This window comes from Cyanobium sp. WKJ7-Wakatipu (genome assembly GCF_024345355.1).
Classification (GTDB): Bacteria; Cyanobacteriota; Cyanobacteriia; order PCC-6307; family Cyanobiaceae; genus Cyanobium_A; species Cyanobium_A usitatum.
On the sequence record NZ_JAGQAY010000006.1, the window covers coordinates 69,455 to 90,394 of the forward strand.

At 63.7% G+C, this 20,940-nt stretch carries 23 protein-coding genes and 2 tRNA genes; 8 read left to right on the top strand and 17 right to left on the bottom strand.

The genetic code is table 11. The features are described from left to right. Window position 1 precedes the first annotated feature (1 nt). The 3 genes from polA to KBY83_RS05765 are packed head-to-tail and all read right to left on the bottom strand — an operon-like array spanning window position 2 to window position 3,845. Window positions 2-3,076, bottom strand: a complete 3,075-nt coding sequence (gene polA, locus KBY83_RS05755; protein WP_255018680.1) for a DNA polymerase I — start codon at window positions 3,074-3,076, stop codon at window positions 2-4. A 41-nt stretch (window positions 3,077-3,117) separates the two neighbouring features. Further along, window positions 3,118-3,510, bottom strand: a complete 393-nt coding sequence (locus tag KBY83_RS05760; protein WP_255018681.1) for a HEPN domain-containing protein — start codon at window positions 3,508-3,510, stop codon at window positions 3,118-3,120. Next, a complete protein-coding gene (locus KBY83_RS05765; RefSeq protein WP_255018682.1) occupies window positions 3,507-3,845 on the bottom strand; it encodes a nucleotidyltransferase domain-containing protein in 339 nt (112 codons plus the stop codon). The genes KBY83_RS05760 and KBY83_RS05765 overlap by 4 nt, the downstream gene beginning before the upstream one ends. 33 nt (window positions 3,846-3,878) lie before the next feature. Here KBY83_RS05765 and KBY83_RS05770 point away from each other — a divergent pair, with 33 nt between their 5' ends. Genes KBY83_RS05770 through KBY83_RS05780 form a run of 3 tightly spaced genes read left to right on the top strand, consistent with a single transcriptional unit; the run spans window position 3,879 to window position 5,913 of the window. After that, the gene (locus KBY83_RS05770) at window positions 3,879-4,466 is read left to right on the top strand and encodes a DUF1643 domain-containing protein (protein ID WP_255018684.1); all 588 of its coding nucleotides are present in this window, start codon (window positions 3,879-3,881) and stop codon (window positions 4,464-4,466) included. Next, entirely contained in the window at window positions 4,424-4,666 is a 243-nt protein-coding gene (locus KBY83_RS05775) for a hypothetical protein (protein ID WP_254959672.1), read from the top strand. Before KBY83_RS05770 ends, KBY83_RS05775 begins: the two co-directional genes overlap by 43 nt. Continuing rightward, complete coding sequence (locus tag KBY83_RS05780; RefSeq protein ID WP_255018685.1) at window positions 4,663-5,913, top strand: cation:proton antiporter; 1,251 nt, start codon at window positions 4,663-4,665, stop codon at window positions 5,911-5,913. The genes KBY83_RS05775 and KBY83_RS05780 overlap by 4 nt, the downstream gene beginning before the upstream one ends. On the opposite strand, the gene gltX is transcribed toward KBY83_RS05780, so the two are convergent. From gltX to rplS, 4 genes are all read right to left on the bottom strand, one after another. After that, window positions 5,845-7,278, bottom strand: coding sequence for a glutamate--tRNA ligase (gene gltX, locus KBY83_RS05785; protein WP_255018686.1), 1,434 nt, complete (start codon window positions 7,276-7,278; stop codon window positions 5,845-5,847). The two genes, KBY83_RS05780 and gltX, sit on opposite strands and share 69 nt — an antisense overlap. A gap of 74 nt (window positions 7,279-7,352) precedes the next feature. Beyond that, window positions 7,353-7,426: transfer RNA gene (locus KBY83_RS05790), tRNA-Asp, on the bottom strand. Window positions 7,427-7,778: 352 nt separating this feature from the next. Next, window positions 7,779-7,851, bottom strand: a tRNA-Trp gene (locus KBY83_RS05795). A gap of 92 nt (window positions 7,852-7,943) precedes the next feature. Then, a complete protein-coding gene (gene rplS / locus KBY83_RS05800; RefSeq protein WP_255018687.1) occupies window positions 7,944-8,453 on the bottom strand; it encodes a 50S ribosomal protein L19 in 510 nt (169 codons plus the stop codon). Between the two features lie 149 nt (window positions 8,454-8,602). Between rplS and map the strand changes: the two genes are divergently transcribed. Further along, window positions 8,603-9,460 carry a type I methionyl aminopeptidase gene (gene map, locus KBY83_RS05805; RefSeq protein ID WP_254998145.1) on the top strand — a complete coding sequence of 286 codons (858 nt, stop codon included), beginning with the start codon at window positions 8,603-8,605 and terminating at the stop codon, window positions 9,458-9,460. Here the strand turns inward: map and KBY83_RS05810 are convergent. Continuing rightward, window positions 9,457-10,197 (bottom strand): NAD-dependent epimerase/dehydratase family protein, encoded by a 741-nt coding sequence (locus tag KBY83_RS05810; protein WP_255018688.1) that lies wholly within the window; start codon window positions 10,195-10,197, stop codon window positions 9,457-9,459. The genes map and KBY83_RS05810 overlap by 4 nt on opposite strands. Before the next feature lie 79 nt (window positions 10,198-10,276). Between KBY83_RS05810 and ebsA the strand changes: the two genes are divergently transcribed. From ebsA to KBY83_RS05825, 3 genes are read left to right on the top strand one after another with little or no spacing between them, the layout of a single operon-like run. Continuing rightward, window positions 10,277-10,654, top strand: a complete 378-nt coding sequence (gene ebsA, locus KBY83_RS05815; protein ID WP_255018689.1) for a type IV pilus biogenesis protein EbsA — start codon at window positions 10,277-10,279, stop codon at window positions 10,652-10,654. A 36-nt stretch (window positions 10,655-10,690) separates the two neighbouring features. Further along, entirely contained in the window at window positions 10,691-11,788 is a 1,098-nt protein-coding gene (locus KBY83_RS05820; RefSeq protein WP_255018690.1) for a phosphotransacetylase family protein, read from the top strand. A 36-nt stretch (window positions 11,789-11,824) separates the two neighbouring features. Next, entirely contained in the window at window positions 11,825-12,337 is a 513-nt protein-coding gene (locus KBY83_RS05825; protein WP_254931240.1) for a DNA-protecting protein DprA, read from the top strand. 10 nt (window positions 12,338-12,347) lie between these two features. Here the strand turns inward: KBY83_RS05825 and KBY83_RS05830 are convergent, their stop codons facing one another. Together KBY83_RS05830 and glsA are read right to left on the bottom strand one after the other, a co-directional pair. Beyond that, the gene (locus KBY83_RS05830; protein WP_255018692.1) at window positions 12,348-12,773 is read right to left on the bottom strand and encodes an MAPEG family protein; all 426 of its coding nucleotides are present in this window, start codon (window positions 12,771-12,773) and stop codon (window positions 12,348-12,350) included. A gap of 24 nt (window positions 12,774-12,797) precedes the next feature. After that, on the bottom strand, window positions 12,798-14,507 hold the full coding sequence (gene glsA, locus KBY83_RS05835) for a glutaminase A (protein ID WP_255018693.1): 1,710 nt from the start codon (window positions 14,505-14,507) through the stop codon (window positions 12,798-12,800). A gap of 280 nt (window positions 14,508-14,787) precedes the next feature. Here glsA and KBY83_RS05840 point away from each other — a divergent pair, with 280 nt between their 5' ends. Beyond that, entirely contained in the window at window positions 14,788-16,116 is a 1,329-nt protein-coding gene (locus KBY83_RS05840) for a recombinase family protein (protein ID WP_255018694.1), read from the top strand. Here the strand turns inward: KBY83_RS05840 and KBY83_RS05845 are convergent. From KBY83_RS05845 to KBY83_RS05875, 7 genes are read right to left on the bottom strand one after another with little or no spacing between them, the layout of a single operon-like run. After that, on the bottom strand, window positions 16,113-17,006 hold the full coding sequence (locus tag KBY83_RS05845; protein ID WP_255018695.1) for a sigma-70 family RNA polymerase sigma factor: 894 nt from the start codon (window positions 17,004-17,006) through the stop codon (window positions 16,113-16,115). The two genes, KBY83_RS05840 and KBY83_RS05845, sit on opposite strands and share 4 nt — an antisense overlap. After that, window positions 16,964-17,497, bottom strand: coding sequence for a hypothetical protein (locus tag KBY83_RS05850; protein ID WP_255018696.1), 534 nt, complete (start codon window positions 17,495-17,497; stop codon window positions 16,964-16,966). Before KBY83_RS05850 ends, KBY83_RS05845 begins: the two co-directional genes overlap by 43 nt. Then, complete coding sequence (locus tag KBY83_RS05855; RefSeq protein ID WP_255018697.1) at window positions 17,487-17,681, bottom strand: hypothetical protein; 195 nt, start codon at window positions 17,679-17,681, stop codon at window positions 17,487-17,489. The genes KBY83_RS05850 and KBY83_RS05855 overlap by 11 nt, the downstream gene beginning before the upstream one ends. Continuing rightward, window positions 17,678-17,995: a hypothetical protein gene (locus tag KBY83_RS05860; protein WP_255018698.1), complete on the bottom strand. Its 318-nt coding sequence runs from the start codon at window positions 17,993-17,995 to the stop codon at window positions 17,678-17,680. Before KBY83_RS05860 ends, KBY83_RS05855 begins: the two co-directional genes overlap by 4 nt. A 59-nt stretch (window positions 17,996-18,054) precedes the next feature. Then, complete coding sequence (locus KBY83_RS05865; RefSeq protein WP_255018699.1) at window positions 18,055-18,639, bottom strand: hypothetical protein; 585 nt, start codon at window positions 18,637-18,639, stop codon at window positions 18,055-18,057. A 52-nt stretch (window positions 18,640-18,691) separates the two neighbouring features. Further along, window positions 18,692-20,191, bottom strand: a complete 1,500-nt coding sequence (locus tag KBY83_RS05870; RefSeq protein WP_255018700.1) for a terminase large subunit domain-containing protein — start codon at window positions 20,189-20,191, stop codon at window positions 18,692-18,694. Next, window positions 20,191-20,478 carry a hypothetical protein gene (locus KBY83_RS05875; RefSeq protein ID WP_255018701.1) on the bottom strand — a complete coding sequence of 96 codons (288 nt, stop codon included), beginning with the start codon at window positions 20,476-20,478 and terminating at the stop codon, window positions 20,191-20,193. Before KBY83_RS05875 ends, KBY83_RS05870 begins: the two co-directional genes overlap by 1 nt. Window positions 20,479-20,940: the final 462 nt, after the last annotated feature.

Genomic DNA, 20,940 nt, shown 5'->3' on the forward strand with positions numbered 1-20,940 from the left:
GTTACTTGGCTTCCATCCAGTTAGGACCCACGCCCGTCTCCACCACCAGGGGCACCGACAGGGCCACGGCCCGCTCCATGGTTTCACGGGTCAAGGTGAGCACCGCTTCGAGGGCCTCGGGAGCCGCTTCCAGCACCAGTTCGTCGTGCACCTGCAGCAAAAGTCTTGCGGGTAGCTGGGCCGCCTCTAGCTCCCGGTGCAGCTGCACCATCGCCAGCTTGATGATGTCGGCGCTGGATCCCTGGATCGGTGCGTTGGCAGCAGCCCGCAACTGTTGGGCCTCCATGCCACCGCGGCGGGCCACCTCCAGGTCGATCTCGAGGGGATCCTTGCCGCGCAGGCGGCCCAGGCCATTGGGGTCGAAGTGGAAGGGGCGGCGGCGGCCCATGATCGTTTCCACGTAGCCCCGGCTCAGGGCAAGCCGCTCCTGTAGCTCCAGGAAGGCGAACACCTTCGGGTAGCGCTGCTTGTATTTACCCAGAAACTCTTTGGCGTCGGCCTGGCTCACGCCCGTTTCCCGGGCGAAGCGCTGGGCGCCCATGCCGTAGATCACACCGAAGTTGATCGTCTTGCCCAGGCGACGTTCATCCGGGGTCACGGTGTCCTTCTCCAGCAGCAGCCTGGCGGTGAGGGCGTGTACGTCGTCGCCGGTGCGGTAGGCCTCCACCAGCACCGCTTCGCCAGAAAGGTGGGCCAGGATGCGCAGCTCGATCTGGGAGTAGTCGGCGCTGATTAGGCTCCAACCCGCTTCCGGCAGGAAGGCCTTGCGGATTCGCCGCGAAAACTCGGTGCGGATCGGGATGTTCTGCAGGTTGGGGTTGCTGCTGCTCAGGCGCCCGGTGGCGGTGACGGCCTGGTTGAAATCGGTGTGCACCCGCCCGGTTTCCGGCTCCATCAGGGCCGGCAGGGCATCCACGTAGGTGCTCTTGAGCTTGCTGAGGGTGCGGTGCTCCAGCACCAGGGGCACCACTGGGTGATCGGTTTCGAGCTTCTCGAGCACGGTGGCATCGGTGCTCCAACCAGTTTTGGTTTTGCGCGATTTCTTGCGATCCAGCCCAAGGGTGTCGAACAACAGCTCGCCCAGCTGTTTGGGGGAGGCCAGGTTGAAGTCCACCCCGGCGGCGGCCTTGGCCTCGCCCTCGAGGCGATCCAGGGTGATTTTGAGCTCGGCGCTGAGCTCACCTAGGTAGGCGGTGTCGATGCGGATGCCGGTGGCCTCCATCAGGGCCAGCACCGGCTCGAGGGGCAGCTCCAGCTGGTCGAGCAGCTCGGGTAGGGCAGCGCCCATGGCGTTGAGCTCGCGGCGCAGCAGCTGGGCCAGGCGCCAGGTGAGGTGCACATCCATGCCGCAGTAGAGGGCGGCTGCGTCGATCGCCACGGCGGCGAAATTGGCGCCCTTGGGCACCAGCGCGCTGTAGCTGGTGGGGCTGAAGCCGAAGTTGCGCTCGGCCAGGGCATCGAGGCCGTGCTTGTCGCCGGCATCGCGCAGGTAATCGGCCAGCATCGTGTCCATCACCACCCCCTCCAGGGGCAGGCCGTGGCGCAGCAGGATCAGCCGGTCGTACTTGGCGTTTTGCAGGGCCTTGGGGTGGGAGGCGCTGGCCAGCCAGGGGGCCAGCGCCGTGAGCACCGCAGCTAGGGGCAGTTGCTGAATCTGTTGAGGAGGTTGTACATCTGTACAACCTCCCGGAGCGCTTTCTGTTGAGGTTCCAGAAGGGATCTTCAGAAGCTCCTGGATGTCCCCGCTGGCTTGGCTCTGCTGCGCTGGTAGCTGCTCGGGAAGATGGTGGCCGATCGGGATATAGGCCAGTTCCCCCGGGCCATCTCCCCAGGCCACGCCCACCCCCACCAACTCAGCCTGGAAGGGGTTGAGGCTGGTGGTTTCGGTGTCTAGGGCCACGGGGCGGCCCAGATCTGTGCAGCCGTTGAGGCGCTGCACCAGGGCAGCAAGGGCCTCGGGGCTGGTGATCAGCTGGGGCTGGAGGGCCGGCAGGGCTGGGGCTTCTTCAGGGGGTGTCGCCTCTGGGCTGCCGCTAGTGGCGGTTTGGGCGGCGGCTGTGACGGCTTTGCCGCCCGCGGGGCTGGATCCCTCGCTGGGCTGCGGCGGCACGGCCGAGAACAGCTGGGCGAAGTTGGGCACCTGTTTCACCAGGCTGTAAAGCTCCAGCTCCTCCAGGCTGCCGGCCAGGGCTTCGGCCTGCACGGCCCCCAGCTCCAGCCGGGGCTCGCTCGGTAGGGGGATGTCGATCAGGATCTCGGCCAGCATGCGCGAGCGGTAGGCGTTGCCTTTGTCGACGCGCAGCTTTTCGATCAGGGCTCCCTTAAGCACGCCCTTGGGGTCCTTGGCCTTGGGGCCCGCCTGCTCCAGGGCATCCAGCGCCGCGTAGATGCCGTCCACATGTTCAAACTCTTTGAGGAGGCTGATGGCGGTCTTGGGGCCCACGCCCTTTACCCCCGGGATGTTGTCGGAGCTGTCGCCGGTGAGGGCCTTGAGGTCGACCACCTCTTCGGGGGTGACGCCGAGCTTGGCGATCACGCCCTCGCGGCGGATCTCGCTGGGGCCGCTGTTTTTGGCGTAGGGGCCGCCACCCATGTAGAGCACGGCGATGTCACGCTCGTCGTCGACCAACTGGAACAGGTCGCGGTCGCCCGAGAGGATCCGCACCCGCCAGCCGGCGTTGGCGGCCCGGTTGGCCAGGGTGCCGAGCACGTCGTCGGCCTCGAAGCCCGGTGCCATCGCCAGCGGTATGTCGAGGCTCTCGGCCAGGATCTGCTGCAGGTTGGCCAGATCGGCGAAGAAGTGCTCCGGCGCCACATCCCGGTGGGCCTTGTAGGCCGCATCGGCCTGGTGGCGGAAGGTGGGTTCGGCCGTGTCGAAGGCCACCACCAGTCCATTGGGCTTGAGGCCTTTGCAGTTGTCGAGCAGGGCCTTCAAGAAGCCGTAGGTGACGCTGGTGGGCACCCCCGCCTTGGTGCTCAGCCCCCCTTCGCCCCCCTTAGCGAAGGCGTAAAAGCTGCGGAAGGCCAGGGAGTGGCCGTCGATCAGCAGCAGCAGGGGCTTGGTGCCAGGGGCCACGGTGCTGCCAGGGGTGATGGGTCGGGTCAGCCTGCCAGAGCTCAGGCTTGCAGTTGGGTCATGGCGATCCGCACCACGGCCTCCGCAGTGCCCAGGGCGGTGGTGCTGTCGTTGGCATCGAAGAGATCAGCCGGGGCCTCATCGCCTTGGGGGTAGCGGCTGGCGCTGTTCATGCGCGTGAGCGCCTTGAGATGCAGCTCAGCCAGGGCAGGGAGATCTAGGCCCTGCTGTTGCAGCAGTTCCACCAGCTTTTCGAGGGAGTGGCTGTATGGCGGTGTGATCCCGGCTGCCAGCACCAGGGCCTTGAGCGCCTTTTCGGCGGCCTGACCCGCCAGGTAGCAGGCCTGGGCATGGAACCCCTGGCCGGCCGTGAGGCCCGCTGCCTCCAGATCGTTTTGGGCCTGGCGGATCCAGGCTTCAACCCGGGGAGTCATGGCTGATCCAGGCGCAGGGCGTCGCGGCCGATGGCCCGCCAGTAGGGATCGTCGCCGTGCCGGAGTTGCTGCCAGCGCTCATGGGTCAGCGCCAGCACGTCGTCGCCCAGCCGTGCCTCAAGCAGCGCATCGGCCAAGGCATCTGCGGCCACCTGGGTGGGGGCGATGGCCAGCAGGTCTACGTCGGAATAGGCGTCCCAGTCACCGCGCGCCAGCGAGCCGAACAGCCAAATCTCAGCGTTTGTCCAGGCGGCAGCTGTGGTGGCTGCTCCCTGGCGTAGGGCGGAGAGCCGCTCCTGGCGGCGTGCGGTGCGAATAGCGGCCAGGCTTGCCATGGACTCAGATTAGGAGCTTTGACGGATCCGGTCTTGGCGACCACGCTGGCAGCCGCCTTCAGCCCCTGCGGCCAGTACCGCTGGTGGCTGGAGCGCCTGTGGCAGCCCGCGGCGCCACGGCTGCTCTTCATCGGCCTCAATCCGTCGCGGGCCGATGGCCAGCGCGACGATCCCACCCTGCGGCGGTTGGTGGGTTTTGCCCAGCGCTGGGGCTACGGCAGCCTCGAGGTGCTCAACCTGTTTGCGCGCATCAGCCCATCGCCGGCGGTGCTGCGCCGCCTAGCTGATCCGTTGGGGGCAGAGGCTGATTCCTGGATCCAGCGGCGCCTGGCGGCCCAACCTGAAGCCACCCTCTGGCTGGGTTGGGGCAACCAGGGTGCCTGGCGGGGGCGCGATCAGGAGGTGCTGGCCTTGGTGCAGGGGCGTGCTCTCTGGGCCCTGGGTCTCACCGCCGCCGGCCAGCCCCGCCATCCCCTCTATTTGGCCAGCGATGTTGCGCTGCAGCCACTCACCTGGCACAACCAACAGACCCTGGGGCATCCTGTGGGCACCTCCGTTTCGCTGCCTGGCGCGCCCCCATGTCCCGCATCCCCCGCCGCTACGCCGTGCATCTGCATATGAGCGGCGGCCAGACCGAAACCGTCCATTTCCCCACCCTGGAGGCCTTTCAGCAGTGGTATGGAGGGGTGCTTACCGCCTCCGCCCCAGACGCCTTCGTGAATGTGCCGATCGGCGACCTGGAGGGCGAGTATCTGGTGGTGCGACCCAACGGCGTGATTGGCATTCATGTGGAGCCCAAGTTCAACGCCCTCGATGAATGACGCCTGAGCGGCTGGGTCTGCTCTGGGGGGTCACGGTTTTTGCCGGGGCCACAGCTCAGGCCCTGGCCTGGCTCACCGGCTTGCCTGGGGTGGTGCTGCTGCTCAGCGCCGGCCTGGTGATCGGCCGCTCCGGCTTTGGCCTTGTAGAACCCCTCGACCTGGGTGCGGGTCTGGGCACGGTGGTGGGCCTGCTGGTGAGTCTGGTGCTGTTTGACGGTGGCATCAACCTGCGCCTGCCCGGTGATGCCACCAAGCAGGCGGTGCTGCGCATCGTGCTGGTGCGCCTGGTGCTCGGACTCGCCGCTGGCCTGCTGGCCGCCCACTGGTTGGCGGGGCTGAACTGGTCCCTGGCGGCGGTGTTCAGCGCCATCGTGCTGGCCACTGGCCCCACCGTGGTAACCCCCCTGGTGCGGCAGATCCGCCTGGCGCCACCCCTGGGCGAGGTGTTGGAGGGGGAGGGCCTGATCCTGGAGCCGATTGGTGCCGTGCTGGCGCTACTGCTTTTGGAGCTGGCCCTTGGCGACCTCCATGGCTGGCGGGAGCTGGCCCTGGGGCTGCTGCAACGGCTCGGCGGCGGTGTGGCGATCGGTGCGCTCTGCGGCTGGCTGCTGGCCGAAGCCCTGCGCCGCATCCCCGCCCAGCCGGCCGGGGCCCTGCGGCTCCAGCTCACCTTGGGCACCTTGTTTCTGATGTTTAGTGGCTGTGAGTTGCTGCTGCCCGAATCGGGGCTGCCAGCGGCCGTGGCTGCTGGTGTGGTGGTGGGTCGCCGGCCCGATACCGATGCCGCCGAGCTCGATGAGTTGATTCGTCAGTTGGCCCAGCTGGCGATCACGATGCTTTTTCCCCTCCTGGCCGCAGATGTGAGCTGGGCCGAACTCAGCCCCTTGGGCTGGGGGGGGGTGGCCTGTGTGCTGAGTTTGATGCTGCTGGTGCGCCCCGTGGCCATCGGCCTGGCCACCTGGGGCCTCGATTTCAGCCTGCCCCAGCGGGCCCTGATGAGCTGGCTGGCGCCCCGAGGCATCGTTACCGCGGCGGTGGCCAGTCTGTTTGCGATTCGGCTTGAGCAGGCGGGAGTGGTGGGGGCCGGCCGTCTTCAGGGGTTGGTGTTTTTGACGATCCTGCTCACCGTGGGGCTGCAGGGCCTAAGCGCCGGCCCCCTGGCCCGCTGGCTTGGCCTCTCAGAGGCAGCGGGCGATGCGGGGGCGGTCGTCGCCGCATCGGTGCAGCAGCAGCCAGGTGGCAAGTAGGTCTGGGCCCTGGAGGCTGCCGAGCAGCGCTGCCCGCAGGCTCTTCATGATCACGCCCTTCTTGACGCCAGCGGCAGTTGCGGCCTCGCCAAGCAGCGCCTGGGCCTGATCGGGCTCCAGGCCACCCGGCGGCAACTGCTCCAGCAGGGCTGCCAGAGCTGGGCGGGCACCCTCGAGTTCGAGCTGGGCGCTGGCAGCTTCGTTGAGGGCTGGGGTTGCAAAGAACGGCCGGGCCTGGTCGACACCGTCGGCCAGCAGGGTGAGGGAGGGGCCGAGCAGCTCACATAGCTGTAGCTGCCAGCCGGGATCTGCGCTGATGCCGCTGGAATCAGCCGGCCAGCCCGCGGCGGCCCAGAGGGGCAGCAGCTGCTGCCGCAGGGCCTCGGGGCCCAGCTCGTGCAGCACCTGGCCGTTTAGCCAGTTGAGCTTGTCCCAGTCGAAGCGAGCGCCGGCGCGGTTGACCCGCTCGAAGGAAAACGCTGCCGCAGCCTCAGCCAGGCTGAAGCGCTCCCCCATCCCCTCCGGCGGCGACCAGCCCAGCAAGGTCATGTAGTTGGCCAGGGCTTCAGCGGTGTAGCCCATCTGCCGAAAGTCGCTCACCGAGGTGACGCCATCGCGTTTGGAGAGCTTCTTGCCCTCCTGGTTGAGGATCAGGGGGGTGTGGGCAAACACCGGGGGCTCGGCGCCAAGGGCTTGATAAAGCAGCAGCTGTTTGGCGGTGTTGGCGATGTGGTCTTCGCCGCGGATCACATGGCTGATTGCCATGGCGGCATCGTCCACCACCACCACCAGGTTGTAGAGGGGGTCGCCGATCTGGTCGGCGGCGGCGCGGCGGGCTATCACCATGTCGCCACCTAGATCGGCGCCGGCCCAGCGCATTTCGCCCCGCACCAGGTCACTCCAGGTGATCGTGGCGTCGTCGTCGATGCGGAAGCGGATGGTGGCTTGGCGCCCCTCGGCGATGAAGGCCTGTTGCTGCTCGGCCGTTAGGTCGCGGTGGCGGTTGTCGTAGCGGGGGGCCTGCTTGCTGGCCGCCTGCTGCTCCCGCATGGCGGTGAGTTCCGCCTCGCTGGCGTAGCAGCGGTAGGCGTGGCCGGAGGCAAGCAGTTGCTCGATGGCGGCCCGGTGCTCGCTGATGCGAGCGCTCTGAATCACGGGTTCGCCATCCCATTGCAACCCCAGCCACTGCAGCCCTTCGAGGATGTTGGTGGTGTATTCGGGCTTGCTGCGCTCTTTATCGGTGTCTTCAATGCGCAGCAAAAACTGACCGCCCAGGCGGCGGGCATAAAGCCAGTTGAAGACTGCTGTGCGGGAGGTGCCTATGTGCAGCGTGCCCGTTGGGCTCGGGGCGAGGCGAACACGCACCTGGCGATCTGAAGAAGGTTGCCCTGCTACGGACTGCGCAGCATCCACAGGGACAACTCCTAATTGAAATGGAACGGGACTGACGGGATTCGAACCCGCAACTTCCGCCGTGACAGGGCGGTGCTCTAACCGGTTGAACTACAGTCCCAGGCAGCCTTTTAGGCTAACTGTGTCGCGGAGGCGACTTTGAAAGTATCCGTGATGGCCGGTCCGCTCGTCAACCAATTGGTTTAGGGCAGACCGGCATTGCGGATCGGCATAAAAGCCGCATGAATCTCAGGGCCTAAACCCTGCTGGCTCAATCAAACGAACCTGATTGCCTCGGGCTGTGAATTCACGACCTTGGTCGCTCTGCACAACCACCCTGCCACCGGATTTCACCCGTATCACCCGAGCTCGAACCCAGCCCAGAGCGGCTGATTCGAGCACCTTGACCACATCTCCGGGTTGTAAATCCAACTCCATGCTCAAACCAGCAAACTGCAAATTGGGGCATCGAACGCGCCGTGGAGGACTTGAACCCCCGACATCAGGTTTTGGAGACCTGCGTTCTACCAACTGAACTAACGGCGCATGGCCGATGCCCCGTAAATAGGAGACCGCAGCTAATCAGCCAGCTGTTTAGAGGAATCCCAAGACGGCAGGCTGACGTTGCGTTGGCAACCTCAGCGGTCGAAGCGTTGCTTGACGCGCGTGGCTTTACCCACCCGGTCGCGCAAGTAGAAGAGCTTCGCCCGACGCACCTTACCCCGGCGCTCCACATTGACGGAGGCAACTTGAGGACTGTGAAGCATGAAGACCCGCTCCACGCCAATGCCCTGGAAGATCCGGCGCACCGTGATGGTCTCGTTTAGGCCGCCATGGCGCTTAGCGATCACCACGCCCTCATAGGGCTGCACACGCTCCTTATTGCCTTCGCGGATGCGCACACCCACCTTGACGGTGTCGCCGACGTAAATGTCGGGCAGCTCGTCTTTAAGTTGCTCTGCCTCAAAGGCCCGGATCAGCTCTTGGGCGCTGAGTTTGCCGGTTTTGGCCTTTGTGGCGGCCGGTTTTTCTTGCACCGCGGTGGCCGCAGGAGCTGCAGTGCTCGCGGTGGCCGCAGGAGCGGCCGTGCTCTCGGTGGCATCTACCACCTGATCAGCTGCTTGATTTTCTGTCGACTCCGTTGCCATCTCAGCTCCGCTACGCCTGGCCAAAGATCCAGTGTACCGGCTCGTGGTGCCCCAATTGCTATCCCGGCTTTGCCACAGCGGTCCAGTCCCATTGGTAGCTTTCAGTTCTGCCCTACATCGCTGCCGGATAGCTGCCGGTGGGTCATTGCATGAATTTGTTTGCCGACCTACTTGCCAGCACTAAGGGCGCGGCGGTTGCCTCCCCCACCGTTGAAACCGGTCCACGCATCCAGAAGGGGCGTCGCGGCGTTGAGATCAAGTCGGCCCGCGAGATCGACACCATGCGCAAGGCCAGCCGGATTGTGGCCACGGTGCTGCGCGAAATTCTGGAGCTGGCTGCCCCCGGCATGAGCACCGGCGACCTCGATCGCCATGCCGAGAAGCGCATCCGCGAGATGGGGGCTACTCCCAGTTTCAAGGGGTATCACGGTTTCCCGGCCAGCATTTGCGCCTCAATCAACAACGAAGTAGTTCACGGCATCCCGAACAGCAAACGGGTTATTCAGGCCGGCGACCTGGTGAAGATCGACACCGGTGCCTACTTCGACGGCTATCACGGCGATAGCTGCGTCAGCCTTTGTGTAGGTGAAGGCGCCACCGAGGAGGCCCAGACCCTCTGCCGGGTGGCCCAGGAATCGCTGATGCAAGGGCTGCGCCAGATCAAGGCGGGCAACACCTTGCTCGACATCGCTGGAGCGGTCCAAGATCACGTCGAGGCCCACGGTTTTGCGGTGGTGGAGGACTACACGGGCCATGGAGTGGGCCGCAATCTGCACGAGGAGCCCTCGGTGTTCAACTTCCGCACCCGAGATCTGCCCAACATGAAGCTGCGCCCGGGCATGACCCTGGCAGTGGAGCCGATCCTCAACGCCGGCAGCAAGGCCTGCCGCACCCTCAAGGATCGCTGGACCGTGGTGACCGTTGATGGCAGCTGGTCGGCCCAGTGGGAGCACACCATCGCCGTAACCAGCGACGGTTGCGAAATCCTCACCGACCGCGATTTCTAGGGCTGGCCGGGGCTTGGCCGCGTCAGCAGCTTGAAGTAGCCCCAACGCGCCAGGGTGCTTAGGGGCATCAACACATAGGTGAGGGGGTTTGGGGTCACGATGATCAGGCTGAGCCCTAATCGGGCCTGGGCAATTACCTGATTGGCCACGAATCCCGGCCCCATTCCCCCGATTGGGTTGAGGCTTGAGCGGAATGGCCCCAGCACCAGCCTGCGGATGCGCAGGGGCCCGCTGGCACCAGAGAGATCCAGGGCACGCAGGCTCACCAAACTGCCTAGCAGTCGTTTGCTCAATTCATAGAGAGGGCTGAGGGCTGGCTGGATCTCCGCCTCCGAGGTGTTGATCCACACCTCGGGCTTGGGCCGCTCTGGGCGGTGGCTTTGTTGCACCACCTCGGCAAACAGCTCCAGCAGCCGCCAGCTGCTAAGGGCATTCACCTCCAGGGCAAGCGCCGTGGCAGAGCGGCTGCGGAGCTGTTGCTGGTTGATGCCGTGGTTCAGCACCAGGATGTCTACCCGCTCCAGTAGCCCACGTAGCTCCTGCTCCTGGCCGCATTGCCAGCAGACCTGCTCTAGGGGAATCGCTGTGCCAGCAGGATCCAGCAGGAGCAGGGGTTCGCTGCTGCTGGTGAGGGCTACCAGCGAGGCGCCCTGCTGGGCTAGCTCCTGGAGCAGAGCCCCACCCAGGCTGCCGCTCGCACCGGTAACCGCGATCCGGCATCCATCAAAATTGGTCATCTGCCTGGCATAAACGGCGGCTGACGCGTCAGCATGGCCGTAAATAGATGACGTATACGCCGCCTTGATGCCCACTGGCATGATCCCTGATACTGTTGCGCCGCTAGTGCCCCTATTTGCTCCTTACTGCGGGGGGTTAGGGCGGCTGATGCCTTTAGAGAGTGCTTTGGCGGTCCTGCTGGCGGGCGATTGGGCCGGTAAGCGCCTGCTGCAGGGGGGGCGTAGCCACATGCTGCGGCTGAGCTGGAGTGGTGAAACGGCACCCCAGGAAATTCTCCACTGCGATTTGACTTTTCCTGATTTACCAGAGGTGAAGTACAGCTTTGAGTTGCCCTGCCACCAGCTGGTGCAGTGGTTGATGGATCGGGAGGGGGAGCAGTTGCCGGCGAGTTTCTGGCAGTGGCTGTTGCTGGGTCAGCCGCCCCTTGCTACCGAAGCAGTGGGCAGCGCCGCCTAAATTTCGCTTCAAGACACCCCCAAGCGAGGTTGACCGATGGCCCCCACCTTGCTGATCGGCTCCTGCGAATCCTTCAGTGGCAAATCGGCGGTGGTGCTTGGCCTGGCCCGCCAGCTGGCTCGTCAAGGGGTACCGGTGCGTTTTGGCAAGCCCCTAGCCACCAGCCTCGATAGCCCGGTGGATGCTGCCAGCCAGGCGCCTCTGCTGGATGCCGATGTGCGTTTCATCGGCGCCACCCTGGGGCTTCCGGAAGCGAACCTGATTCCCTCCCTGCATGTGCTCGATCCGGCCACGGCAGAGCGGCGGCTGCTGCAGGGTGACTTGGATCCCGGCTCGGGTTTTGAGCAGCTGCGTCAGCAGCTGGCCGCCGCCAGCGACGGGCTCACCCTGCTGGAAGCTGCCGGCAGCCTGCATGAGGGATTGCTTTACGGCCTCAGCCTGGCCCAGCTGGCCCGGGGCTTGGAGGCATCGGTGTTGCTGGTCCATCCCTGGATCGATAGCTGCAGCATCGACCCGCTCCTGGCGGCTCAGGCCGAGTTGGGTGAGCATCTGGCGGGGGTGGTGCTCAATGCGGTCAAGCCGGGGCTTGTGGCCCAGCTGTGCGCCGAAGTGGTACCTGCCCTGGAGCGCCTTGGTTTGCCGGTGCTTGGCGTCATGCCCCAGAGCCCGCTGCTGCGCAGTGTCACGGTGGAGGAGCTAGCCCTGCGGCTAGGTGCCCAGGTGCTGTGCTGCCCGGAACGGCTCGATCTCCTGGTGGAAACCCTCTCGATTGGCGCCATGAACGTCAACTCGGCAATGGAGTTTTTCCGGCGCCGCCGCAACATGGCGGTGGTGACTGGCGCTGATCGCACCGATATTCAGCTGGCAGCCCTGGAGGCATCAACCCAGTGCCTGATTCTCACGGGTGCTGGAGACCCGCTGCCCCAGCTGCTCAACCGGGCCGAGGAGCTCGAAGTGCCCCTGCTCAAGGTGGAGCACGACACCCTCACTACGGTGGAAGTGATTGAGCAGGCCTTTGGTCATGTGCGTCTGCACGAAGTGGTGAAGGCAAGCTTTGCCTTCCGGCTGGTGGAAGAGCATTGCAATTTCGAGCGCCTGTTTGCTCGGTTGCAGTTGCCCGCATTAATGAAATAACGCTGCTAGTTTCAAAGGACTGACAGGTGGCTATTGGTGTCGCGGTCCCTTGATCTTCCGTCGATTGATCGTATCGACACCCTGGCCCAGGAACTGGCGATGCTCCAGGACCGCAGCAAGCGTCGGATTGCAATTTTGGGTAGTCGCCATGTGCCCGTGGTTTCGATCCATCTGGTCGAATTAGTGGCCCGCTCCCTGGCCCAGGAGGGTCACAATCTGATTACCTCTGGATCCCAGGGCGTTAACGCGGCGGTGATTCGCAGCGTGCTGGAGATTGATCCGGCCAGGCTTACCGTGCTTTTGCCCCAGAGCCTTGATCGCCAACCCGGAGAGTCTCGCGATCAATTGGAGCGAGTGCTGCATCTGGTGGAGAAGCCAGAGCACGATGAGCTGCCCCTGCCGATGGCAAGCAGCCTCTGCAACCAAGACATCATCAGTCGTTGCGATCAGCTGATTTGTTACGCCTTCCACGACAGTGAAACCTTGCTAGCCAGCTGCCGGGTCGCAGAGGACATGGGCAAGGTGGTGAGTGTGATGTTTTTCGATTAAATCTTTGGCCTTAGGAGCCCAGCAGCGCTTTAAGGCCTTCGACGTAGAGCAAACCGCTGCAGGTGAGGGCGCCTGCCCAGCAGAGGCCTCGCAGCGGGGGCACGTTGCCTACGTACATGCCGATGTAGGCCAGGCGCAGCAGGGGATGGATCCAGGCCGCGGCGATGGCTACCGGGCTGGTGACACCAACCACCAGGCACAGCAGGGCAGCGGGCGCGTGCAGGGTGAAGGATTCAAAGCAGTTTTGGTGGGCCCAGGCCGCTCGCTTGCCCCAGGCCGGCAGCCGCTCAAACATCGCCCGCGGGGCGCCCAGGTCGGCCATCTGGAAATTGGCCTTGGAGCGGGCGGCGCCCAGGGGCACAATGCTGAATACCACCACGCCAGCTGCCAGCAGCAACGACCAGGCGAAAGGGGCGAGTTGGGGGGAGAGGGGCATGGGCGCTGCACGCTGCACCCCAGCCTAGGTTTCGCCCCGCTGGTGGGCACGCTCAAAGGCGTTGATTTCGAGCTGCACAACCTCCTCGTTGATGCCCAGCGCCCCGGCGATGGCGTGCAGTTGCTCCTGCTCTTGCGCTTCGATCATTCCATCGGCGCAGGCCACCCGAAAGGCGGTTTCAAGAATGATCCGGCGGGCTTTGTCGTCGATGAGGTTGCGCTGCTCGGCCAGTTCTGCAATCAAGCGTTCGAAGGGGGCGGCGGGCTGCTGATCCGGCAGGCTGCGGGCCTTGGCCAGGGCTTCGAAGGCGCCGGGCTCGGCTGGGGTTTCCATCAGCTCTTGATAGATCCTTTCCATCACCGTCAGCTCGGAGGCCTCCAGCTCTCCATCGGCGAGGCTGATGTCCACGATGCAGTTAAGGATTAGATCCCGCACCAGCAGCGCTTTGGTGTCGCCATACACGATTCCCCAGCGCAGATCGGAGAGGTCCTGGTTCTTGCGTTGGCGGGAAGCGCGCGGGTCGCGCTTGCCCCCTGAGTTGCCTCCCGAGAGGTTGTCGTAAATGTGCAGGTGGAAGCGCTCCCCCAGTTGCTTGCAGAGGGCAATGCCCCGCACTGAATTGCCGTAGGCATCGAGCCGTGGTGAGAAGGTCGCCAGGCCGAGCAGGTTGGGAGCCACCACCAGCACCGATCCAGCCACGCCCGATTTGGCCGGCAGCCCCACCTCCAGGGTGAACACGCCGGCGTTGTCGTACAGGCCCGAGGTCTGCATGATCGCCATGGTGCGCTTCACAATCTCAGTGGAGAGCACCTGGCGTCCCGTGATCGGGCAGACGCCCCCATTGGCCAGGGTGGCGGCTGCCACCGACAGCATCCGGGCGGTCATCTCGATGCTGCAACAGGAGAAGTAGACATCCAGCATCTTGTGGAGATCCATGCCCCGGGGCAGGCCAATGCCGCCCTGCAGCAGATAGGCGATGGCGAAGTTCGTATTGGCCGTGGCCCGCTCCGACTCCATCGTGATTTCACTGAAGCGAACCGGTCCACAGTGGCCGCACAACTCCGCCAGCAGTTCCATCAGCTGGCCTGTGATTTCCCGGGCATCAAGTTCAGGAAACCCGGAGGCCACCAGGCCGGCCATCATGATGGCGCCGGCATTCACGTTCGGGTTGAAGGGCCTGTGGTCTGGCAGCAGGCTGAGGTCATTGAAGGGAAGCCCGGAGGGTTCCACCCCCACGTGCCGGTTGGTGAACTCGGGGCCTTCCCGGCTGAGGGCGTAGGCGTAGGTGATCGGCTTCGATACCGACTGGATCGAGTGGTGGACATCCACATCGCCGAGGGCCAGGCGCTGTCCGTCTACAGAACAGATCGCAACACCCCAGCGCTCGGGGTCTGCATCCCTCAGGATCGGAATGTAATCGGCGTTGGCGCCACCGCGGTTGGCTGACACCCGTTGGAAGAGGTAGTCAATGTCCTGGAGGAAGTCCTGCCATTCCGGAATTACCAGCTGCTGGTGAAGTGCGCGCGACACCATCAGCAGCTCGGGCCCCACCAGGGCGGAAAAGGCCTCGAGGCTCAGGGGCCCATCGCCGAGCCTGTTGAGCTGTTGAAACGTTTGCGCTAGCCGGCTGTCGTCGGCCTGCAGGCCGCTGGCAAGCAGGTGATGGCGCAGGCTTGCGGTGGACACGGAGCCGTCCCGTTCGGCCCTCGCGTAGAGCGCTTGCATGCGGTCCATGGAGCGCTCACGGCTTTGCGGCCACACTGATCACATACACCCATGGCAATGGTAGTGGTTGCTACCGAATAAGGCCCCACTGGCGAGCTGCCCGTTCGACCTGCCGGCGGCGCTGGCTGAGCCTGCTGGCCAGGGGGGTGGCGAGTCGGAGGTTCTTTTCTAGGCTCCTGCAACGTTTGTGCTGATTCTCAGCTCCCGTTCCGATGGCCGACACCTATTCCTTAGACTAGGTGCGCATGGCGCAACGCTACGGCATGATGGGTAGGTCAGCAACTGCCCCATGCACCTCGGCTACGCCCGTGCCAGCAAAGATGAGCAGGCAGATGCCCTGCTGCATCAGGTTGCGCGGCTGCGCGATGCCGGTTGCGCCGATGTCATCCAAGAGCTGATCAGCGGTGGCAACAACGACCGACCTGGGATTCTTGAACTGATCAAGCGCCTTGAACGTGGCGAGGTGGATCAGATCAGCATCACCAGGGTTGACCGCCTGGGCAGGGATGCACAGTTTGCTGACGCCCTGCTGGCCATGTGCGCCGAGAAAGGCGTCACCGTTACCGCTCTCGATGGTGGTGAGATCGAATCGGCTACGCCCGGTGGCTTTCTGATCAGCCGGATGCTCACCACGGTGGCCGAGCACGAAAAGCGAATGCTGAGCCAGCGCCTAAAGACCCAGTTCGCTGCCATGCGCAAGCAGGGCCGATCACTGCGCCGCCGTGTGCCGTTTGGCTACGAACAGCACGATGGCAAGCTCCTGCCGCATCCAGAAAACTGGGCTCATGCGCTGCGGGTGATCGAAGAACTGGAGCGTCACCGCAGCTTCAGCCGTGTGGCAAGAGAGCTGCCCAGCTGGTGCCCATGGACGCCAGCAGCATCGAACCTGATCGCCTGGTGGGTGAATCCCGTCATCAGAGGCCATGTCCCTCACCTCCACGATCCGAGCAGCGGCAAATCATGGGGCTCCAAATGGGATGAGATTTATTACGACCAACACGCCGCCCTGATCAGTGAGGCCGATTGGCAGCACCTGTCGATCCGGCTACGGCAAACGAAAAACCGCTTTGAAGTCAATAGCCCTGGCGGCGGGGAGCCAAGACACGCCTTGACGGGGTTGTTGAAGTGCCATGGCTGTAGCCATCGCCTCACCAGAAACACCAGCGCGGGGACAGCATGGTGGCGTTGCCGTTACCGGCTGTGCAAGAACCGCGCAGGGGTGAAAGAGGCAACGGTGCTGAGCCTGGCGATCGGGCATTGCCGTGAGCAGGCAGCACGGCTAGCGGAGGTGGCATTGGGGCCAGGCGATGCAGATCCCAGGCGAGCGCCCTTGCTGGTCGAGCTAGAGGCCGCACAGGCGCACCTGATGCGCAACCCTCACCGCAAGTCGGCAGAGCTTGCCGTAGCGGAGATTGCCGCTGAGCTGAAGGGATTGGAGCGGCCACAGGTAGGGATCGACCCAGAGCAGCTAGCGCTTTACACGGAGCTGTTCAAGGAGGCCGGCACCTTTGAGCTAGCGGAGCCTGATGAGATGCGAGCGGTGCTGAATGAACTGCTGACGGAGGTAAGGGTGGGCCGTGGTGGTGCCCCGATCACGCCGATTTACCGCCAGGCCTAACAGGCCAGCAGCTCCAGGACACCTTCACCAGCCACACGACGGAGCCGTTTCTGCGCTGCCTCCACTTGAACCTTGGCACCGGCCCGGCTAACGCCGCCGATCACCGAGCTGATCGAGTTGAAGGTCTCGCCCTCGACATGCCTCAACTCACAAAGGGCCATCTCGTCAGGTAGCAGCGCCTTCAGCTGCTCGGCCACATCCCATAACGCTGTTCGGGTGAGGTGATCTTCACTCTCTCCTGCAATCGTCTCCAGCAGCGTTGAACCGTCTTCTTTCATCTGGGCATCGAGGCTGGCCACCACCCGCGCTTGGTAGCCATGCTCCAGCGCTGTCCGCAGTACGGGGGCGGTTAATGCAGTCCGCTGCTCCAGCTGCTCAAAGGTCGGGCGCTCGATGCCTTCTAGCGCTAGGGCCCTGCGGGCAGCAGCAACTCGATTTAATGCGTCTGACACATGGATTGGCAGGGAGATCAGGCCTCGACCCAAGGAACGGGCAATTCCCTGGCGAATCCACCAGTACGAATACGTTGAAAACTTGTAGCCACGGGTGGGATCGAACTTTTCAACGCCACGGGTCAGCCCGATGCAACCTTCTTGAATCAGATCATCGAGAGACATACCAACCATTGCCCCGCGCTGGGTGTACTTCTTTGCCAGGCTCACAACCATGCGGAGGTTGGCAGCGATCATGCGTTCCTTCGCACGACGGCCGGTTTTAAGTGCCCGGTGTTCTGCTGGGGTGTAGGGGCCGTCTGGATTGGCCTCTAGCAGCTGCATTAAGGCCTGCACCCGTTTGCCTAGGTGCAGCTCTTCATCAGGCCGTAGCAGGGGGATACGGCCGGCATTCGTCAGGAATTGGCCGGTTCCATCAGCGTTGGAAGGCTGTCGCATTCTTGGGGCACTGTTTGGTTTTCAGCCAGCGCCGCCAGCTGTTCTGACGATACCTGAGCCGGTCGGAGATGCAGGACGCTGATTGATTCAATGCGCTGCACCAACGGCGCCAGGGTGACTACGCCATGCGGCTGAGGGTTGTATCCCCGTTGCCGTCTGGCCCAGGCCGGCAAGGCCGTTGTGCGGGCTCTGGGCTTCAGGTCGATGGTGGCCAGCACTTGAGCGCAGGCGTGATCGATGCGGATCGCCTTGACCGTGCCAGTTGCTCCATCGTGCTTGCTGTCAGGCAGGCAGATAACGACCTGATCGCCTACTTCTGGCGATACAGACAGCAGCCATTTCACCTTGGCTTCCTTTGCTTCGCGTAGCTGCCGATCAGCTTTCTGCCGGCGCCGATGCTCAGCCGCATAGGCATCATCGTGACCCATTCGATAACCGTGCAGTGCATGTAACTGCCGGTGCCGCCGCAGCTCATCGAAGTCAATCGGCATGAAGTCTCACCTCATTGGCGGGGACAAAATATGTCTCAACTGGTGGCCGCTGCTCACCTGTAGGTCTGACCTCGATCCAAGGCAGATCGACATTCACCACCACGGCCATCTTTGGCACGGCACGACGGAGCTGGGCAGGGTGCTGTGGGCCCAGGTCGAGCATCACCAAGTCACCCGCCTTCATTGCTCTGCCTCCAGCAGCCCGAGCACCGTTTGCAGCAGGTGAGCGCGATCAGCCAGGGCCGTCTCAACCTCCTGTCTGGTGACACCACTCAAGGCCAGGCACATCCTCACGGCGGTTTGTGACCGTGGGTCCAGCGGCAGGCTGGAGTGGCGCAGATCGCAGAGCACCCGTGGGATGGGGCGATCGATCAGCCCTAGGGCCATTGCTTCGGCCGGCCGATTGCTCACAGCCCAGGCCAAGCGTTCGGGCCGACTGCGCAGCCAGCCAGTGATGGTGGCATCTGCCGGTGGTTCACCCTGCCCACGACGGGTCATTGCATACGCCAAGACCGATGCAGCAGTTTTTGGCGGCCGGCGAACGATGGGTGCTGCCATCACGCTGGGGGATGCCATTTGCCGGTGGCCTGCAGGGCCTCGACCTTCTTGATCAGTTGACGGCGTTCAGCAGCTTTGGCCTCGGCCACGGCACGGACCACTGGTGCCCCTGCAGTACGGGCAGCAGCCTGCTCAGCGGCATTGGCCTGGGCGACGGCTGCCATGCGCTCCTGCACGGCCTTGATGGCCTCAGGGCCGCTGATTGAATCACGCCATTGCTCGATCGATTCCAGCAGCGTCTTGAGCACGGCAGGGCGATCAACTAGCAGCGCCTTCAGCTGAGCCTCGCTGAGGTTTTCATCCAGCACCTTCCGCCCCAGGCCAATAGACGGCAGCTCAGGCGGATTGGCTTTCAGGTCAGCAATAAATGCAGGGCAATCGATCTCTTCACCAAGCTCAACGGCAGCAGCTGGAAAATCAACCAGCAGTGTCGATTTGGCGCCAGCATTGGTCTGTAGCCAGGCATCGAACTTCGTCTTGGTTGTAGGGGCTTGTAGACCCTTACTGCGCAGGAATGCAGCAGCTTGCTCCCAAACTTGAGAGCGATCGTGCAGAACCGGCGCCGCCGGTTTTTGAATGGCCATGGCTGTGATTCAGTGGTACTACCACGCTAGCCACGGCTGTATTTTGTCCCGATCAGTAAGTCATCGGGCCGCCAACCATCGTGCCGCCAACATGCCCCAGAGCGCTCATCGCCAGGTAGCGCACTGCATCAGCAGCGTGATCAGGGCCTTCCAGATCATCTAGCCGGTTGCGGTGAATCGGAAGCACTGGCACTGTTGCCCAGAAGTATTCACACCGCTCGCTTACGAATAGGCCAGGCGCTGGAAAACAGCACTGAGAGAACAACTTGCCCATCAGGCTCCAGCCGACGCTTCTCTCGCCCTTTGGGCCAGGCGTCCATGGCAATCCCTCTGCCGCTAGCTCATTGGCGATGCTGCCGCATCTAGAGCCAGTTCTGGCGCCTACGGCTGCATCAATGATTCGCTTGCTTAGGTGGATGTCAGCGGCATGTATTCCCCAGCGCTTGCACATCTGAAATACGCCAGCGGTGAAGGTGCTGGTGTCGTGCTGCCCGTTGCTGTGCTCCACATCCAGATCACCGGAAAGGCCTGTCGTGGCGGTGTGGAACTCGTCAACGATCACCAGGCTGTCACGACCCAGCAGCCGGCCATCAGCCAGCACGATCGGGTCAGGCAGCTGCACGGCTAGGCCAACCCAGCTGGGGCTCATCCCGCCGCCCCAGTCGCATGTCAACCAGCAGTTCTGGGGATTCACCAGCGGCAGCAGCTCACCAGCCCATTCGTACCTTCTAGGGCTTGAAAAATGCCCATCAGGCACTTGCACCCTGGAAGCATCCAAGCTGGCAAAGAAGCCGCCGCTGGGAAAATCCCAGTTGCCGTATATCTCAGCCTGCTCGACCGCCTTGCGACCATTTGCCCTGGCCTTGAGGATCTCGATGTAATCATCACGCTGCTCTTTCGTGAGAGCGTGATTGTCATAGATATTGCTTTTGCTGACGACCCAGGTTTTACCGCCAAACTCCCTGCTCTGGAATGGCTTGATGTCACCCTTAGGCGCTTCAGATAGCAACCTGGCCCAGGTAGCTGAATGACGGTTGCCTGGGTTAGCCGTCGCCACCAATCGCGGCGTGATGGCAGCGTTGCTGGTGCGCAGGCTGGTGATCACCCGCCGCACCAAATCAGGGTGAATCAGGCCGGCGTCGTCCAGCAGGCACCAGCTGTAGTCCTGACCCTGCCAACGGGTTGCGCTTGCTTCATCGCCCAACTGCGAAAACTTGAGCGTGGCGCCATTTGGCAGGTAAAAGCGGCGCTCCGACTTGACGTATCGGGCTTTGCCACGAAACAGCACCTGAATGAAGGCGCTGGCCATTTCGGTGAGCTTGTTCAAGCCCTCCAAATCAGAGCGGAGGATCAAGCCCCTGAAGCTCTCACCGTGGCCGCCAAGCTCAACCGGGCCCAGGGCCTGCACCAATAACAGGATGCTCAGATGGCTCTTACCTGAGTAGCGGCCGCCGCATAACGCCACCCAGCTGCTAGTTGGCTGGGCTAATACCTCCATCTGCCACCGCAGCGGCTGAGGGACGGCCCTTGGATCGATCTTGGGCTTGCTCATCAGCCGATCAGCTCAATGCCCTGCCAGCACCCGGCCGCCCAGCAGCGCAGATCATTGCCCTGTGGTGAGCGGATCAGCAGGCAGCCATTCACCAGCACGAAATGATCACCAGCAACCTCTTCAGCGCCGTCGTCGGTGCTGACCTTGAACCTGCCAGGGCCCACAACCTCGACCACCTCTCGCTGCTCACGATCGAGGCTGTTCAGGTATTGGCTGCCGCCGGCCAGGCTCAACTGACTGGCCGACTGGTAGCCCTGTGGGGCCGTTATCCCAGCGCGATGGCTCACAGGCCCAGGCTGCCCACGCTTGAGCTTTTACCGCCCAGTGGTTGAGTGCCGCGCCAGGTTTCGCCCTGGTCCCTGCCGGTCCGGTTGGTGGCAGCTGCAGGGCTCTGAAATGCGCTGGGGCTGAATCGTGCCACCGCTGAATCGGCGGCCTGAATTGCTGCTCTGCTGGCAATCAAGGATTCATCTTCACCGCCTGGTTTTCTGCTGCTCGGAAGGGTTTTCACTGGGGCCTATGTCGTCTGCTCCCAGTCTGACGAGGGCGCCAAATCTGCAGCCGGCGGCGGATGCCTCGGGCGGATTCGTCATCCCTGCCAGCCTCCAGTGTCACTGGGGCCTGGATGAACCTGCCCTGTTCATCGCGCTCCCGATCAGCGGCAGCTTCGGCCTCAGTCCGGTGCTTCGCCTCCCACTTCCTGGGGTTGTGACTGGCTGGCTTGAAAGGCGCACGGTGCTGTCTGGTTT

Bases quoted from the DNA above. Each gene is read 5' to 3' on its own strand.
- KBY83_RS05760 (WP_255018681.1), bottom strand. From the start codon at position 3,510: ATGACTCCCCGGGTTGAAGCCTGGATCCGCCAGGCCCAAAACGATCTG.
- KBY83_RS05765 (WP_255018682.1), bottom strand. From the start codon at position 3,845: ATGGCAAGCCTGGCCGCTATTCGCACCGCACGCCGCCAGGAGCGGCTC.
- KBY83_RS05775 (WP_254959672.1), top strand. From the start codon at position 4,424: ATGTCCCGCATCCCCCGCCGCTACGCCGTGCATCTGCATATGAGCGGC.
- KBY83_RS05780 (WP_255018685.1), top strand. From the start codon at position 4,663: ATGACGCCTGAGCGGCTGGGTCTGCTCTGGGGGGTCACGGTTTTTGCC.
- rplS (WP_255018687.1), bottom strand. From the start codon at position 8,453: ATGGCAACGGAGTCGACAGAAAATCAAGCAGCTGATCAGGTGGTAGAT.
- map (WP_254998145.1), top strand. From the start codon at position 8,603: ATGAATTTGTTTGCCGACCTACTTGCCAGCACTAAGGGCGCGGCGGTT.
- KBY83_RS05810 (WP_255018688.1), bottom strand. From the start codon at position 10,197: ATGACCAATTTTGATGGATGCCGGATCGCGGTTACCGGTGCGAGCGGC.
- ebsA (WP_255018689.1), top strand. From the start codon at position 10,277: ATGATCCCTGATACTGTTGCGCCGCTAGTGCCCCTATTTGCTCCTTAC.
- KBY83_RS05820 (WP_255018690.1), top strand. From the start codon at position 10,691: ATGGCCCCCACCTTGCTGATCGGCTCCTGCGAATCCTTCAGTGGCAAA.
- KBY83_RS05830 (WP_255018692.1), bottom strand. From the start codon at position 12,773: ATGCCCCTCTCCCCCCAACTCGCCCCTTTCGCCTGGTCGTTGCTGCTG.
- glsA (WP_255018693.1), bottom strand. From the start codon at position 14,507: ATGGACCGCATGCAAGCGCTCTACGCGAGGGCCGAACGGGACGGCTCC.
- KBY83_RS05840 (WP_255018694.1), top strand. From the start codon at position 14,788: ATGCACCTCGGCTACGCCCGTGCCAGCAAAGATGAGCAGGCAGATGCC.
- KBY83_RS05845 (WP_255018695.1), bottom strand. From the start codon at position 17,006: ATGCGACAGCCTTCCAACGCTGATGGAACCGGCCAATTCCTGACGAAT.
- KBY83_RS05850 (WP_255018696.1), bottom strand. From the start codon at position 17,497: ATGCCGATTGACTTCGATGAGCTGCGGCGGCACCGGCAGTTACATGCA.
- KBY83_RS05855 (WP_255018697.1), bottom strand. From the start codon at position 17,681: ATGAAGGCGGGTGACTTGGTGATGCTCGACCTGGGCCCACAGCACCCT.
- KBY83_RS05860 (WP_255018698.1), bottom strand. From the start codon at position 17,995: ATGACCCGTCGTGGGCAGGGTGAACCACCGGCAGATGCCACCATCACT.
- KBY83_RS05865 (WP_255018699.1), bottom strand. From the start codon at position 18,639: ATGGCCATTCAAAAACCGGCGGCGCCGGTTCTGCACGATCGCTCTCAA.
- KBY83_RS05870 (WP_255018700.1), bottom strand. From the start codon at position 20,191: ATGAGCAAGCCCAAGATCGATCCAAGGGCCGTCCCTCAGCCGCTGCGG.